Below are 15,356 nucleotides of genomic sequence, written 5' to 3'. Positions count from 1 at the left end.
GCTACTTTAGAGCAACCGCACCGGGCCGCGAGACGATCGCGGGACGGGGGCGGAGGGTCGCGACCCGACGGGCGTCAGGTCGGGATGAGGTCGGCCACGATCGGCTGGAGCTTGCGGCCCGCCGGCGACGTCCAGTGGCGGGCCAGGGTCGTCAGGATCAGGTTGGTGGTGGTGATCGCCGCCCCCGCCGCCGCCATCCGGCGCAGGGCGATGTCGTCGGCCTGCGCGGTGGTCGAGCCGCCCGCGTCCGCGACGACCTCCACCCGGTAGCCGGCGTCGAGCGCCGTCAGCGTCGGGTGGACGGTGCACACGTCGTTGGTGACCCCCGCGACGATCAGGTCACGTCGACCCGTCGCCGCCACGGCCGCCGCGAACTCCGGGTCCTCCATGGCGTCGACCGCTCCCGAACGCCGGATCCGGGCGGCGTACTCCTCCGGCGCGACCGCCTCGAACTCCGCCGCCAACGGTCCCTGGACCTGGTCCTCCAGCGACGTGGTCAGCACCAGCGGCAGGTCGAGCGCCTTGGCCGCCTTCGCGAGCGCCAGCGCGTTCGCCTTGAGCAGCGCCAGGTCCGTCGAGCCGACCCAGCCCATCGTGCCGACCTGGTGGTCGATGAGCACGACGGCACTGCTCCCGGGCGTGAACAACCGGACAGCCACGACTCCCCCTTCGTTAGGCGACGTCCCCGACGCTACGAGCACGGCGGCACGGGCGCATCGGCCCGATTGCCGTGAACGTGTCCCTTTTCCGCGCCCACCCCTGTCGGACCCGGAACGCGCTGGACGCGACCCCGGTCTCCCCGGCGAACGCCGTCGAGAACTGCGCGGCGCGGCCGCACGCCGGTCGAGGTGTCCGACATGAACTCGATCGCCTGCCGCACACGGAAGTCCTCCGCGCCGACGCGCTCCGGGACCACGCCGCCGCCGTAGTGGCTGAGCAGTAGTGGCTGAGCAGGTGCGCCGACAGGAACGCGGTGGAACTCTGCGCCTACAACTCGTCCACGCCCGTCGCCGGCGCGTGGACCAACCCGTCGAGAACGACCCGCACCACCCGGTCCTCGCACAGCACCGGCTCGCTCCACGTGACCGGCCGGCGGCGGCGCAACTCGTCGGCCACCCGCCCGAACTCGGCCGCAGGCAGGGCCACCAGCACCATCTCCCGGATCCCGTGGCCGGCTCCGGCCCAGTCGTGGCCCAGCGACGCGCCCGCCGGCACCGGCCACACCTCCCCCGGCGCGAGCTGCGCGGACCGCCGCACCGGACCGCCGCACCGGGCCGTCGGGCCGGCGCACCGCGAGGTTTCCCCGCGACACCAGCATGATGCGGGGGTGCGGCACGGCGTCGAGGTCCACCCGGCCGGCCGGGTCACGCCGCCGGCCGACCCGGACCAGCACCGATTCCCAGCCCGCGTCCCGGGCGCTGCACCGCCGGGGCGCGCACCGCCCGTCGCGGTCGGCACGGCGGTCCGGCTCCGCCGCGACGAAGGGCTGCGGCCCCGAGGTCGGCCGATCGGACATCGGGCTCAGTTCCTCGCGGGTGCGGACAGCGCGGCGAACCACGGGTTCCGCGCGGTGGCCGGGTCGGCTTCCGGGGCGACCGGCACCGGGCGGTGGCGGAGGACCTCGATCCCGGCGGCGCGTGCGGCGGCGAGGTCGGCGTCCGTGCCGCCGACGAACGCGCACGACGACGCCGGCACGGCCCGCTCGTGCACCGCCAGGGTGATCAGGTCCGGGGCAGGCGGCAGACCGGCCGGGTCCGGCCCGGCCCGGCCGACCACGTGGTGGATCTGGTCGACCAACCCGTGCAGCACCAGGAACGCCCGGACGGCCTCGGCGTCCAGCGACGTCACCGCGGTCACCCGGGTCCCCGCCGCGACGATCGCGGTCAGCGCCCGCGCGACGCCGGGCGCGACCCGGGCGAAGGCCACCTGCCCGTACTCGATCCGGCACAGCTGCGCGTACACCGCGCGGGCCGTCGCCGGGCCGATCGTCGCCGCGTGGGCCAGCACCACGAACGGGTCGTCGGTCCGGGCGACCGCGCGCGGTAACGCACCGTCCTCCACCATCACCCGCAGCCGTCGGCCGACCCCCTCCGCCGACGGCAGTACCGCGATCGGCCCGTCGAACCCCACCAGCACGTGATCCCGTTCCACCAGCAGCTTCTCGGCTCGCACAACGCCACCTCCCGGTTGTCGCCACCACCCAGGATGCCCGTGCGCCGCGCGCCCCGTCGTCACCCGGTGTCGCGAGCCCGCCGGGCCGGCGCGCCACCCCGTGACCGGCCCTCGACCATCCGGCGGAACCGGTCCCGAGGGCTCGGCGCGGGCGGCCGACACAGCCGTCAACTGACAACGGGTTCGCAAGCCGTGCTGGGCGTTTGACGGCAGTTAGCGTGTGTGGATCAACACTTCGGAGGTGGCATGTATCACACACGGGTTCGTCGTAGGCACAGGCGCACTGTGCTCGTGGTGGCCGCGCTGTTCTCGGTCACCGCGCTGACCGCGGGCAACGCGGGCGCGCTCGCCGCCCCTCCGGACACGCCGGAGCACCCCTGGCAGTACGACCACTGGCCCCAGCAGCAGCCGTGGCAGCAGACCCGGGACACCGCGCGCGTGGCGGCGCAGGCCGGGTTCCCGGGCCCGATCGACCCGCAGGACTGGGTCAACCCCGACCACATGACGTGGGAGCGGGACTACAAGAAGATCCCCGGCACCAACTGGGCGGACCCGTCGGCCAAGGGATCGGTCCGCACGTTCAAGGGCGCGCTGGTGCTGTTGGACTACCCGAACCAGCCGTTCGTGGTGACGCAGCCCCGGGCGTCGACCGTGTTCGGCAACCCCAGCGCCGAAGCCCACGACATCCCGCGCGACCAGGTGGCGTCGTTCTACCGGGACTTCCTCAACAAGCCGGGCACGCTCAACCACGGGCACACCGTGCACGAGTACTGGATGGAGGACTCCGGCGGGCGCTACGGCGTCGACCTGGCCTCGTTCGGCCCGTACACCATGCCGGGCAAGGACCACGAGTACGCGATGGAGTTCCAGGGGCCGGCGGACTGCCCGTCCGGCGACCGGTGCGACCGCGACATCCGCACCGACGGCCGGGCGGCGTGGGTCGCCGACGTCGGCGCGCAGGTCCCCGCCGGGTTCGACTTCGTCTACTTCCTGTCCGCCGGCCAGGACGAGTCGGGCACGTGGCAGGAGTTCGGGATGATGAAGTTCCCGACCAAGGAGGACGTGCCCGACGCGTTCGGCCCGCCCGACCCGAACCTGCCGAACTGGTCGCGCACCCGGTACGTCGACTGGACGTCGTGGGCGGCGGGCTCCAGCATCTGGCCCAACGCCGGCGGCGGGTCGTCGACCCAGGCGGAGAGTTCCGGCCAGGGCGTGTACGCGCACGAACTGAGCCACCTGCTGGGCATCGGCGACAACTACAACAACCCGTACTCCAACCCGCCGCGCCGCGACTACAGCGGGATCTGGGACATGCTCTCGCGCGGTTCGTTCAACGGCCCCGGCGGGCCGCACTCGCGCTGGACGATCCCGGCCACGGCGGGCGCGTCGATGGGCGCGCAGCACGTGCTGCGCAACAAGATCAAGCTCGGCATCGTCGACGAGCGCAACGTGCTGCGGCTGTCCCGCGAAGCGCTGGACGACTCCGGCCTGGTCGTCGCCAAGGTGACCGCGCGGACCGTCCAACCCGGACCCAAGGGGCTCACCGGCGTCAACGTCGCGCTCGGCACCGGCGACCTGGCCCCCGCGTGCGACATCCGCACGAACCCGTTCTGCGACGGGGGCGGCTACCAGAACTACACGGTCGAGGTCGTGGACCGGATGGGCGTGGACTCGTTCACGCCGGACGCGGGCGTGCTGCTGTCCAAGACCAAGAACGAGGACCGCGCGCCGTTCGTGTGGGTGGTCGACGCCAACCCGCAGGACATCGGGATGACCGACTACGTCCTGCCGGACGGCCGCAAGGTGCCCATCACGGTCGGCGACTACCGGCAGCTGTCGGACGCCCTGTTCCACGCCGGCACGAACTCGGGCAGCGAGTACGAGTACGTCGACCAGGCCAACCGGCTGCACTTCTACGTGCTGGACGTGAAGCGCGACGGCCAGGGCGTCCTGTCCTACACGGTCGCGATCCGGTCGCTGGACGGCGCGGGCCCGCAGCGGCGTGGCGTGCAGGTGCTGCCCACCGCCGGGCGCACCGGCCGCGACGGCGTGGCGACGTGCGAGTTCCCGCTGTTCAACACCGGACGCGGGAAGGCCCCGGCCGGGCAGCACCCGGAGGACGTCGCCCAGTACCTCGACAGCGACGTCTACCGGCTCTCCGCTGCGGCGGAGGGCGCGGGCTGGTCGGTCTCGGTGCCCAACGCGCTGGCCACGGCCAAGTTCGGCCGCCAGGTGCAGGTGCCGGTGCACGCCAAGCGGGACGGCGGGCCGCTGCTGACCAAGGTGACCCTCAAGGCCACCTCGGAAAGCGACCCGTCCAAGACGGCGACCGGCACCTGCGTGGTGCTCGGCCGCTGACCGTCGTTCGAGCAGAACGCTGTCCGAGGGGCCCGACCGGTGTTGTGCGGTCGGGCCCCTCGCCCGTTCGAAGGACGCCACGGCGGAACCGACGTGCCCCGGGAGGGCCGGGGCGACCCCGCCCAGGTACGGCCGTCCGCACCCGAGCGGGCTGGGATCGAAGTCGGACGACAGGAGTCGTCGCCCACCCACTCGGCGTGGCCGTTGCCGGACAACGACGACACCGGGACGGACGGCGCGCTCAAGGTCGGGATCGCCGGCTGTTCCGGTGGTCGGGACGGTGCCATGGTCGTTCCACGAGGTCAGCGCGCGGACCAGACTTGTTCGCCGCCTACCCAGGTGGCCAGGACGGGGATGGCGGCGATGGTGTGCGGGTCGACGGTGAGCGGGTCGTTGCCGAGCACGGTGAAGTCGGCCAGGTAGCCGGGTGCCAGCCGGCCCTTCACCGCGGCTTCGTCGGCTGCTTCGGCGGCGCCGACCGTGTAGAGGTGTAGTGCTTCGCGTGCGGAGATCCGCTGGTTCGCGCCGAGCACCTCTCCCTCGGTGGTGGTCCGGGTGACGCAGCTCTGGATGCCGAGCAGCGGATCGGGTGGGGCGCACGGGTAGTCCGACGACCCCGCCACGGTGATGCCGGCGTCGAGCAGCCAGCGGTGGGCGAACATGCGGTCCAGCCGGTGTTCGCCGTACCAGCCGGGGAGCTTGTCGCCGTGGAACGCGATGTAGCTGCCGAACGGCACCACGATGGCGTCCGCTCGTTTGATGCGCCGGACGATGTCCTCGGTCACGACCGTGCAGTGCTCGATGCGGTGCCGCAGGTGTGGTCGCGGGTCTTCGGCCTGGGCCTGCTCGAAGGCGTCCAGCAGCAGGGAGATGGCCCGGTCGCCGTTGGCGTGGACGGCGATGCGGGTGTCGGCCGCGTGCACGGCGCGGACCGCCTCGGTCAGCTCCGGGGCGCTGACGACCTGCTGGCCGTGGTCGTGCGGGCGGCCTTCGTAGGGGTGGTCCAGCAGGGCCGTGCCACCGCCGATCGCACCGTCCACGAACGCCTTCACGCCGTTGATCCGCAGCCGGGTGCCGCCGAACCCGCTGCGCACCCCGAGGTTGCGCAGCGCGTCGAAGTGGGGGTGGGCGACCATCAGGTTGATCCGCACCGGCAACGGCCCGGACTCCTCGGCCCGCTGGTAGAGCCGGATGTCGTCCGGGCCGGCGAGCAGGTCGCCCGCCGAGGTGATTCCGACGGCGTTGAGCGAGGTCAGCACGTGGTCGAGCGAGCGCTGTCGCTCGTCGGGGCTGCCCGGCGGGATGATGGACTGCCCCCCACGTGCCATCGACGCGACGGCGTAGTCGAACAGCACCTGCTCGTACAGGATCCCGTTGAGGTGTCCGGCGGCATCACGGCCCAGGCCGCCACCGGGCGGGTCGACGGAGTCGTCGGTGAGGCCACCGGCGGCCAGGGCCGCCGAGTTGGCCACCGCCCAGTGGGCGGCGATGTGGATGACCAGCACCGGGTGGTCGGGGCAGATCCGGTCCAGGTCGTGGCGGTCGAGGACGTGCCCGCCGGTGGTCTTGGCGTGGTCGTAGCGGGACGCGCGGATCCAGCCGCCTGCGGGCGTGCGGGCCGCCTGCGCGCGCAGCGCGGCGGTCAGCGCTTCACTCGTGGCGACCTTGTCCGGCGACAGGTCGAGGTGCAGGGCGTCCTCGGCGACCATGGACGGGTGCATGTGGGCGTCGTGGAGGCCGGGGACGACCACCGCGTCGCCGAGGTCGACGTGGACGGCGTCGGGGAACCGCGCGGCCAACTCGTCCCGCCCGCCCACGGCGACGATCCGGTCGCCCAGGCACACCAGGGCCTGCGTCCGGTCGCCGGGGTGGTCGGCGGCGGTCATCGTGACCAGCCGGCGGGCGGTGATCAGCCGAAGCGGGTGCTCGATGTGCGCTTCCTGAGCCATGAGGGCCTTCCGTCGGGGTTCGCGGGTCGGCGTTGCGTTCCCCTCGGATCCTGCCTCGACCCGGCCGGTCCTGCCGCGATCTCGCCCGGCACCACCGGAATTGCCGCTTCGTGCGCCGCCGGTGCGGCGTGCGTGCCCTCGGCGGGAGTCGAACCCGCATCTCCGCCTTCGGAGGACGGTGTCGTGTTCCGTTGGACCACGAGGGCTCGGCCGGTGTCGTGCTGCTCCCGGTCCAGGGCTCGAACCTGGCCGAACGGATCCAAAGTCCGCCGTGCTGCCGACTACACCAACCGGGATCGTGCGCGTCGTGGATCGACGTGCGGGCTGCCGGACCTGCCCGGTGCCCCTGTCGGATGCCCGCGAGTCGAACGCGGTGACTCCTGATCCCGAATCAGGTGGGGTCGCCATGCCCCTCGCACCCGGAACCGCCCGCGTGGGGCGGACCGTGCCCGCGAAGGGCACGGTGGAGCGGCCGGCGGGCATCGAACCCGCTTCTCCGGTGTGGCACACCGACGTGTCCGCCCAGTTCACCACGGCCGCACAACGCCGCCGCCCGCAGCCGGGCGGTCGGCGGGTGCCCGGCGGTCAGCCGACCGGCCGGGCACAGCACGAAAAATCTGTTCCGCTGTGGAGTTGTCGAAAAGCACGCCGGCACCGCCGGGCCTGGCCGACGCCGGAACGGAATACCGGTGAACAATTCCCGGGTGCGTTCCGGAAATACGAGAAGCCGCCCGGGTCGGGTGTTCCGACGGGCGGCTCCGGATCGTTGCGACCTGACCTGGATCAGGGCGAGGCAACCACCTGGAGCAGCGGGTTCGCGGGCCGGAACGCCGCCGGCGCGGGCCGGGTACCGAGCGGACCGGCGGTCGCGTGTTGCCGCGATTGCCGTGCGCCTCGCCTACCTTCGACCGCCATGACCCGCACCTTTCGTTCCGCGTTGTGATTGAAGTATGCGCACCACCCGCGCGGCCCGCAATCCTTTATCGAACCGTCTTCACCGGTCGGGGCGGACGTCCCCCGGATAGGCGACTTGTGCCGACGCGAGCGTCGGCCGCGCACCTCGACGATCGGTCCGTGCGGGCCTCGCGTCGACGCGGGGCGGGCTCCACCGCCGACGTCGCAGAGAGGACCCGTCACCATGACGTCCCCCGCCACCGGCCGGCCACGACCGCGCCCGCGACTCCTCTGGGCGCTGATGGCGCTGCCCGCTGCGGCCGTCGCCGTCGTCGTGGCGATCCCCTACCTGACCGGTGACACGGCGGGCAGCCGGATTCCGCTCGACCCGGACATCGCGTTGCACTACCTGGTCGTCGCGAGCCACGCGGTCCCCGGTTGCGCGGTGCTGCTGATCGGCCCGTTCCAGTTCGCCGCCCGGCTGCGGGCGCGCCGTCCGGACCTGCACCGCCTGTTCGGCCGCATCTACCTGGTCGGCGTGCTGTTCGCCGCGGTGACGGCGGTACTGGCTGCGACGTTCTCGGTCAGCGGCTTCTCGGCGCGGGTCGGGTTCTACGTGATCTCCGCCGCCTGGGTGTACACGCTGGTCAAGGCGTACCTGGCGATCCGCCGGCACGAGGTCGGGCTGCACCGGCTCTGGATGGTCCGGAACTTCGCGCTCACGTTCGGGGCGGTCGCGCTGCGGGTGCTGCTGGCACTCGGACTGCTGTTGCGGCAGCAGTTCCCGTCGATCTCGTTCGAGGCCGTGTACGACACGAGCGTGTGGGGCGGGGTGCTGTTGTGCACCCTCGTGGCGGAGTACTTCATCAGCCACCGGATCGTCGAGAAGGCCGTGGCCCGGCGCGGGTCGGCGACGTGAACGCGGCGCACGCTCCACAGTGGACGTGAAAGTCGCACGGGTTCTTGGCCGTACATCACCGGATCGTGCGATGGCGGCTGCGCCGGTCGAGTGACAGTTGGGCTCGCTGCCCGCACCGGGTGCCCTCGACCGGCCCAGCGGCACCCCCGGCTTCCGCGTGATTGCCCGCCGGGGGGCGGTGGCCAACACTGGCCACCATGGCTTGCCCGAGTTCCGCTCTGGCCCGAGTCGGCGTCGTGGTCGCGACGATGTCCCTGCTGACCCCCGTCCCCGCTTCGGCGGCGACTCCCCAGCAGGCCGCGGTCCCCGCCTACTGGAGCCCCGCCGACCCCGACGGACTGACCACGTTCCGCCGCCTGGCGCAGAACCGGCCCACCACCGGCCTGGTGGTCCTCAACGGCAGCCTGAGCAGACCGCAGGCGCCGTTCTCGCCGGAGTGGGCCGAGGCGATCGAGGCGGTGCACGACTCGGGCGCGCGGGTGCTGGTCTACGTCGACACCGGGTACTTCGGCTTCGACCTGGGCCAGGGCGCGCACCCGACCCGCGGCGGCGAGACCTCGGCCGAGGCGTGGGACGCGCAGATCCGGCGCGACATCGACGAGTGGTACGCGCTCTACGCCGGGTACGGTGTGGACGGCGTTTTCCTCGACCAGGTCCTGCACGTCTGCGGCCCGGACGACGAGTACGTCGCCCGCTACGCCGCGATCCGCGACCACCTCCACGCCACGCACCCGCACGCCCGCGTCGCGATCAACCCCGGCACGGGCACCGACCAGTGCTACGACGCGGTGGCCGACACCATCCTGTCGTTCGAGGGCGACCAGGCGTCGTACCTGGCGTACGTGCCACCCGCGTGGGAATCGGCGCACCCCGGCCGGGAGAAGTTCTGGCACCTGGTCTACAACGTGCCCACCGCCTCGGACATGGCCACCGTCGTGGCCCGCAGCAAGGCCGGCGGCGCGGACTACGTCTACGTCACCGACCGCCCGTTCAGTCCGTCCACCTGGGACTTCCTCACCTCCTACTGGGACGAAGAACTCGGCGCGATCGCCGGTGTGGTGGACACGACGCCGCCGGCCGCCCCGCGCGGGCTCACCGCCGCGGCCACCTCCGGCCAGGTCGTGCTGCGCTGGCGGCCCGCGTCGGACAACGTGGCGGTGGCCGACTACGAGGTGCTGCGCGACGGCGAGCCGGCGGGCACCACCTACGACAACGCCTTCACCGCCGCCGACCTCCAGCCGGGCACCACCTACTCGTTCACCGTCCGCGCGCGTGACGTGGCCGGGAACGCGTCCGCGCCCAGCGCACCGGTCACCGCCACCACGCCGGCGGCGGCCGTGCTGGAGCCGAGCGCGTGCCTGGGGCCGACGACCGCGCGGTACCGGGCGAGCTTCACCCGGGACTTCCCGCACCGCCGGGTGTTCATCGACGCCGACGACGACCCGTCGACCGGCTGGGCGCTGCCGCCGGGGCTGCCCTCCGGGGCGGATCACCTGATCGAGAACGACGTGCTGTTCCGCTACACCGGTCCGGGCTGGGCGTGGGAGCCGGTCGCCGACGTCGTGCCGGAGCAGGACGGGTCGGTGGTCACCTGGCGGGTGCCCACCGCCGCGTTCGGCGTTTCGCCGGCGAGCACGCAGGTCCTGGTGTTCAACGGCAACGACGGGCAGGACGAGTTCAGCGCCGTGGTCACCGCGCACCTCGGTGCGGAGGAGTGCGCCTGAGCCGCCGGTCCCGGCGGTGCGGCTCAGAGCGTCGGCACCACCATGGGCGTGCCGGTGACGGGGTCGGGGACGACGAGGCTGGGCAGGTCGAAGACCTCCTTCATCAGCCCGCTGTCCACGACCTCGGACGGCGCGCCCTCGGCGACGACCCGGCCGTCCTTCATCGCGACCAGGTGGTCGGCGTAGCGGGACGCCTGGTTGATGTCGTGCAGCACGGCGACCACCGTGCGCCCCTCGTCGCGCAGCCCGGCCAGCAGCGACAGCAGCTGGTACTGGTGGGTGATGTCGAGGAACGACGTCGGCTCGTCCAGCAGCAGGTGGGAGGTGTCCTGGGCGAGCACCATGGCCACCCACACCCGCTGCCGCTGTCCCCCGGACAGCTCCCGCACCGGCCGGTCGGCCAGGTCGGCGACGCCCGCGACGCGCATCGCCCCGGACACCGCCGCCGCGTCCTCGGGCGACCACGACGACAGCAGCGACTGGTGCGGGAACCGGCCGCGCGCCACCAGCTGCCGCACCCGGATGTCCTCGGGCGCGACGGGTTCCTGCGGCAGGAAGCCCAGCCGGCGGGCGAGCGCCTTGCTCAGGTAGGAACCGATTTCGCGGTCGTCGAAGACCACCGAGCCCGCGGTGGGGCGCAGCAGCCGGACGAACGCGCGCAGCAGCGTCGACTTGCCGCAGGCGTTCGGGCCGACGATGGCGGTGAAGGCACCGTCCGGGATGTCGACGGCGAGCCGCGTGGACACCACGCGGTCGCCGTAGCGCAACGTCACGTCCCGGGCGGACAAGAGCGCGGTCACCTGCGTCGGACCTCCTTGGCGAGCAGCCACATCAGGTAGCAGCCGCCGATCGCGGTGCTGATCACACCGACCGGGAGCGCGACCGGCGCGAGCAGCACCTGCGCGACCAGGTCGGCGCCCGGCAACAGGACCGCGCCGGTGAGCGCGGCGGGGAGCAGGGGGGTGCCGGGCGCGCCGGCGAGCCGGCGGCCGATCTGCGGCGCGGCGAGCGCGATGAACGCGATCGGCCCGGCCACGGCGGTCACCGTCGCCGTGCAGCCGACGCCGATGAGCACCAGCCGCAGCCGCAGGGGTTCCAGCCGGACGCCGGTGGTCACCGCGACGTCCGGGCCGAGCGCCGCCTGCTGCCCGGCCCGCGACTGGACGGCCAGCAGCGCCAGCAGCACGGCGATGATCGCGAACGGGATGGTCACGTCCGCCCAGTCCACGCCGTTGAGCGAGCCCGCGCTCCACCCGACGGCCGCGATCGCGACCTCCAGTTCGGCGCGCAGCACGATCCACGAGTTGAGGGCGGTGAGCGTGGCGTTGACGGCGATGCCGATCACCACCAGTCGCAACCCGGACACCCCGCCGCCCAGCGACAGCAGGTACACCGCGGCTGCGGTGAGCACGCCGCCCAGCACGGAGCTGAACGCGAGTTGCGCGGGCGAGCCGGACAGCACCGTGATCGCGATCAGCGCGCCGGTGTAGGCGCCCGCGTCGAGCCCGATCACGTCGGGGCTGCCCATCGGGTTGCGGGTGATGTTCTGGAAGACCGCGCCCGCCGCGCCGAGGGCCGCGCCGAACACCACGGCGGCGGCGACGCGCGGCAGCCGCCACTCGCGGATCACCACGTTCGAGCCGCCGCGCGCGCCGGTCAGCGCGTCGAACACCTTCGCCGGGCTCGCCCACGTCGGGCCGTAGCACAGCCCGACCAGCCCGAGGCCGACGACCACCAGCGCCAGCACCGCCACCAGGACCAGCGTCCGGCGCTCGACCAGCATCGACACCCGGCCCGCGCGCAAGACCAGCGCGGCCGGCCCGGAGGCTCGCTCGGAAGTCTTCACAGGGCCGCCGCCCCGTACCGCCGCACGGCCCACACCAGCACCGGGCCGCCCAGGAACGCGGTCACGATCGCCACCGGCACCTCGCCGGTCGGCAGCAGGACCCGCGACCCGATGTCGGACACCAGCAGCAGCACCGGCCCGAGCACGACGGCGAACGCCATCGCCCACGGCACGGACGCCCCGGCCAGCCGCCGCGCCACGTGCGGCACCATCAGGCCGACGAACAGGATGGGCCCGGCGATCGCCGTCGCGGTGCCGGCCAGCACGGTGATCAGCACCAGCGCGGCGACCCGCACCCGGTCGACGTTCGCGCCGAGCCCGTGCGCGGTGCTCTCGCCCAGCGCGATCACGTCCAACTGCCGGCTCAGCAGCAACGCGCCGAGCACCGCGCCGGCGATCACCAGCAGCGGCAGCGCGTCGAGCGACTGCTCGCGGCCGGCCAGCGAACCGACCGCCCAGAAACGGTACTTGTCGAACACCTCGGGGATCATCAGGCGCAGCCCCAGGGCCACGCCCGCCAGCACCGAGCTGAGCGCCACGCCGGTCAGCACCAGGCGCAGCGGGGAACCCCGGCCGACCGAGTACACCAGCAGCGTCGCGACGACCGCGCCGAGCACGGCCACCACCAGCTCGGCCGGCGCCGACGCGGTCACGCCCAGCGCCGAGCCGAGGGTGATCGCGAAGCCCGAGCCCGCCGTCACGCCCAGCACGCCCGGCTCGGCCAGCGGGTTGCGGGACAGCACCTGCACCAGCACGCCCGCCGCGGCGAGCGCGGCGCCCGCGCCGAGGGCCAGGACGGCACGCGGCACCCGGATGTCGCGGACCACGACGTGGTCGCTCGACCCGTCGAAGGCGAACAGCGCCCGGACGACGTCGGCGGGTGGGATCGCGTGCGCGCCGACGCCGACGCTGACCACCGCCACGACGGCCAGCACGGCCAGGGCGGTGATCAGCACGGCGGTCAGCGCGCCCGGTCCTCGGCGCGCGGCCGTCACTTCGCCAGCAACGGCGCGAACGCCACGTCCGCCGCGTCGAGGGTCTTCATCGCCGACCGGTAGGTGGCGGCCTCGGTGTAGCGCAGCGGGAACACCTTGCCCGCCTTCACCGCCGGCAGGTCCTTCCACAGCGGCGAGTCGAGCACGTACTGGACCGGCGGCGGCACCGAGCCGTCCGGCTTGACCGAGTAGGTGATCGCGGTCGCCTCGGCGAAGGCGGTCGGCAGTTCCTCGATCGACGGGTACTCGCTGACCGCGGCCGAGCCGTTGCCCTTGACCTTCACCTGGCCGTAGTACTCCGCGCCCAGGTCCTCGGCGATGTTGGTGCCCCAGGAGCCGTTGAACTCGCGCTGGAAGTTGCCCTTGGCGACCTCGCCGTACGCGCCCACGTGGGCCAGCTTCAGGCCGGGCAGCACGGCGGCGTACTTCTCGGTCAGCTTGGCGGACTTGGCCTGGTACTCGTCGCGGACGGCGTCGAACTGCTTGAGCGTCCCGGCGGCGTCGGCCTGCTTGCGCGACAGCTCGCGCCACATCGACGGCACCGACGGGCCGATCGCCACCACCGGGGCGATGTCCTGCAACCGCTTGAGGTCGATGTCGGCCAGCACCGGCTTGGGCACGCCGATGATGATCAGGTCGGGGTCGGCCTGCGCGATCGCCTCGTAGTTCGTCTCGGCGGCGGTCTCGCCCGCGATCTTCGGCGTCTCGTCGTAGCGCTTGCGGTCCTCGTCGCTCATCAGGGGGACGCCGCGCTGCCAGGTCGAGATCCCGACCAGCGGCGCGTCCGCCTCCAGCATCGCGGGCACGGCGTAGCCGGTGGCCACGACGCGCTTGGGCGAGACCGGGATGGTGACCTCGCCGTTGTCGGCGGCGAACACCCGGGTCTGCGCCTCGGCCGCGGGGGCGCTGTCGGTGCCGGCGGAGGAGCCGCAGCCGGTCGCGACGGCGAGGGAGAGCACGAGCGCGCCGACGAGTCGGGGGGATCTGGCGATGGACATGCGTGTTTCCTTGCTGTTGCGGTGCTTTCGGGGGGTCTAGTGGTCGGCGTGGTCGTGGTCGCCGTGGTCGTCGTCGTCGAAGTCCTCGACACCGCGCTTCCAGTAGCCGGTGATGTCGTGGTCCTTCCTGCCCAGACCGAGGTCGTCGCGGACCCAGCGGCGCAGCGGCTTGATCGAGCCCGCCTCGCCCGCGACCCAGACGTAGAGCCGGATCCCCTCGGGGACGGCCACCTCGCGCACGGCGTCGGCCAGGGCGGTGGTCGTGCCGGGCGGGACGTCGCCCCGGTGCAGCCAGCGCACCTCGACGTGCTCCGGCGCGTCCAGCGGGATCTCCTCGTCGGGGCCCGCGACCTCGATGAACGCCCACCCGGCCGCGTCGCGCGGCAGCTCCTCCAGCCACCGGGCGAGCGCGGGCAGCGCGGTGATGTCGCCCGCGAGCAGGTAGCGGTCGTAGTTGTGCGGCACGATCAGCCCGCCGGGCGGGCCCGCGACGTGCACGGTGTCGCCGGGCCGGGCGGCGTTCGCCCACTCCGAGCCGAGGCCGCCGGCGTGCAGCGCGACGTCGATGTCCAGTTCGCCGGTCGCCGGGTCGTAGCGGCGCACGGTGTACTCGCGGGAGACCGGCAGGGGCTTGGGCCAGCGCAGCATCAGGCCGTCGCGCTCGGGCAGGCGCAGCACGCCTTCCTCGTCCGGGAACAGGAGCTTCACGTGCTCGTCGGGCGCGTGGGCCTGGAAGTCCTCGGTGCCGGGGCGGCCGAGCGTGACGCGCAGCAGCCCGGAGCCGACCGTCGCGGTGCGCACGACGGTGGCTTCGCGCACGTGGATCGGGTAGCCGACCTTCTCCGCGACGTCCCCGGCGCGCACCTCGGCGATGCGCTCCAGGTGCCGGTCGCGGTGGTCGGTGCGCGGGGCCGTCACGCCGACTCCCGGGCGGTCCGGGCGCGGTCGGTGGTGGACATGCTCAACTCGGTGCTCCTGTGCGCATCGGGGAGGGCGTGGTGGTGACTTCGCCGCGCCACGGCACGACACCCGCCGACCCGAGGTCGGCACCGGTGATCAGCACTGGCCGGAACAACCCGAAGTTCCCTTTCCACACCAAGGAAAACGCTGCCACGCGGTCGACGGGCACCCGCGGGTGCGACAACGCGACACCCGGACGCCGACGACCGAATACTTAGCTGAAGCTAACCTAAGTGTCCGGTTCGGGTCCAGCACCACGCTGCCCGATTTCGTGACATAACCCACCCGTCGGCGGTGATCAACCGGAAGCGGGCCGTGACGGCACGGACCTCGCCGTCCACTTCGGACTCCCCCGCCGCCCGGCGACCGACCGGCGACCGCACCCCGGACCCCGGCGGGGTGCGCCGCCGCCGGCCCGCGATCGCGTTCGCCGAACCCGTTCGGCGGAGCAGCGCCGAATTGTCCGCCCGGAATGGGGCCGGACGGGCGGGCTACGCTGGCGGGGCGGCCCATTTTGCCTCCTTTTCGGCGGCAGCCGGCC

Annotated in this window: 12 protein-coding genes and 3 tRNA genes; 3 read left to right on the top strand and 12 right to left on the bottom strand. The window is 73.2% G+C overall.

The window, feature by feature from the left end; translation table 11 throughout:
• Window positions 1-74: 74 nt before the first annotated feature.
• The 3 genes from AC0HI0_RS09270 to AC0HI0_RS09260 form a co-directional block, all read right to left on the bottom strand.
• Entirely contained in the window at window positions 75-659 is a 585-nt protein-coding gene (locus AC0HI0_RS09270; protein ID WP_480931875.1) for an isochorismatase family protein, read from the bottom strand.
• Window positions 660-987: 328 nt separating this feature from the next.
• Window positions 988-1,257, bottom strand: coding sequence for a hypothetical protein (locus AC0HI0_RS09265; RefSeq protein ID WP_480931874.1), 270 nt, complete (start codon window positions 1,255-1,257; stop codon window positions 988-990).
• A gap of 264 nt (window positions 1,258-1,521) precedes the next feature.
• Entirely contained in the window at window positions 1,522-2,172 is a 651-nt protein-coding gene (locus AC0HI0_RS09260; protein WP_480931873.1) for an HAD hydrolase-like protein, read from the bottom strand.
• Window positions 2,173-2,673: 501 nt separating this feature from the next.
• On the opposite strand from AC0HI0_RS09260, the gene AC0HI0_RS09255 reads away from it, so the two are divergent.
• Window positions 2,674-4,530: a M6 family metalloprotease domain-containing protein gene (locus tag AC0HI0_RS09255; protein WP_480934272.1), complete on the top strand. Its 1,857-nt coding sequence runs from the start codon at window positions 2,674-2,676 to the stop codon at window positions 4,528-4,530.
• 302 nt (window positions 4,531-4,832) lie between these two features.
• Here AC0HI0_RS09255 and AC0HI0_RS09250 read toward each other — a convergent pair whose 3' ends face one another.
• From AC0HI0_RS09250 to AC0HI0_RS09235, 4 genes are all read right to left on the bottom strand, one after another.
• The gene (locus tag AC0HI0_RS09250) at window positions 4,833-6,479 is read right to left on the bottom strand and encodes an amidohydrolase (RefSeq protein WP_480931872.1); all 1,647 of its coding nucleotides are present in this window, start codon (window positions 6,477-6,479) and stop codon (window positions 4,833-4,835) included.
• 133 nt (window positions 6,480-6,612) lie between these two features.
• Window positions 6,613-6,685 (bottom strand) — tRNA-Arg (locus tag AC0HI0_RS09245).
• Between the two features lie 18 nt (window positions 6,686-6,703).
• Window positions 6,704-6,775, bottom strand: a tRNA-Gln gene (locus AC0HI0_RS09240).
• 168 nt (window positions 6,776-6,943) lie between these two features.
• Window positions 6,944-7,019, bottom strand: a tRNA-Gly gene (locus AC0HI0_RS09235).
• 598 nt (window positions 7,020-7,617) lie between these two features.
• Between AC0HI0_RS09235 and AC0HI0_RS09230 the strand changes: the two genes are divergently transcribed.
• Window positions 7,618-8,292: a DUF2306 domain-containing protein gene (locus tag AC0HI0_RS09230; RefSeq protein WP_480931871.1), complete on the top strand. Its 675-nt coding sequence runs from the start codon at window positions 7,618-7,620 to the stop codon at window positions 8,290-8,292.
• A gap of 197 nt (window positions 8,293-8,489) precedes the next feature.
• The gene (locus AC0HI0_RS09225; protein WP_480931870.1) at window positions 8,490-10,016 is read left to right on the top strand and encodes a spherulation-specific family 4 protein; all 1,527 of its coding nucleotides are present in this window, start codon (window positions 8,490-8,492) and stop codon (window positions 10,014-10,016) included.
• Between the two features lie 23 nt (window positions 10,017-10,039).
• Here the strand turns inward: AC0HI0_RS09225 and AC0HI0_RS09220 are convergent, their stop codons facing one another.
• The 5 genes from AC0HI0_RS09220 to AC0HI0_RS09200 are packed head-to-tail and all read right to left on the bottom strand — an operon-like array spanning window position 10,040 to window position 14,773.
• Complete coding sequence (locus tag AC0HI0_RS09220) at window positions 10,040-10,816, bottom strand: ABC transporter ATP-binding protein (protein ID WP_480931869.1); 777 nt, start codon at window positions 10,814-10,816, stop codon at window positions 10,040-10,042.
• Complete coding sequence (locus AC0HI0_RS09215) at window positions 10,813-11,799, bottom strand: FecCD family ABC transporter permease (RefSeq protein WP_480934271.1); 987 nt, start codon at window positions 11,797-11,799, stop codon at window positions 10,813-10,815. The genes AC0HI0_RS09220 and AC0HI0_RS09215 overlap by 4 nt, the downstream gene beginning before the upstream one ends.
• A gap of 59 nt (window positions 11,800-11,858) precedes the next feature.
• Window positions 11,859-12,857 (bottom strand): FecCD family ABC transporter permease, encoded by a 999-nt coding sequence (locus AC0HI0_RS09210; protein ID WP_480931868.1) that lies wholly within the window; start codon window positions 12,855-12,857, stop codon window positions 11,859-11,861.
• Window positions 12,854-13,855 carry an ABC transporter substrate-binding protein gene (locus tag AC0HI0_RS09205; RefSeq protein ID WP_480931867.1) on the bottom strand — a complete coding sequence of 334 codons (1,002 nt, stop codon included), beginning with the start codon at window positions 13,853-13,855 and terminating at the stop codon, window positions 12,854-12,856. Before AC0HI0_RS09205 ends, AC0HI0_RS09210 begins: the two co-directional genes overlap by 4 nt.
• A gap of 36 nt (window positions 13,856-13,891) precedes the next feature.
• On the bottom strand, window positions 13,892-14,773 hold the full coding sequence (locus AC0HI0_RS09200) for a siderophore-interacting protein (RefSeq protein WP_480931866.1): 882 nt from the start codon (window positions 14,771-14,773) through the stop codon (window positions 13,892-13,894).
• Window positions 14,774-15,356 lie beyond the last annotated feature (583 nt).

It is taken from the genome of Saccharothrix sp. NBAS 001, from assembly GCF_056640475.1.
This window is presented reverse-complemented; position numbering and strand designations above follow the sequence as displayed.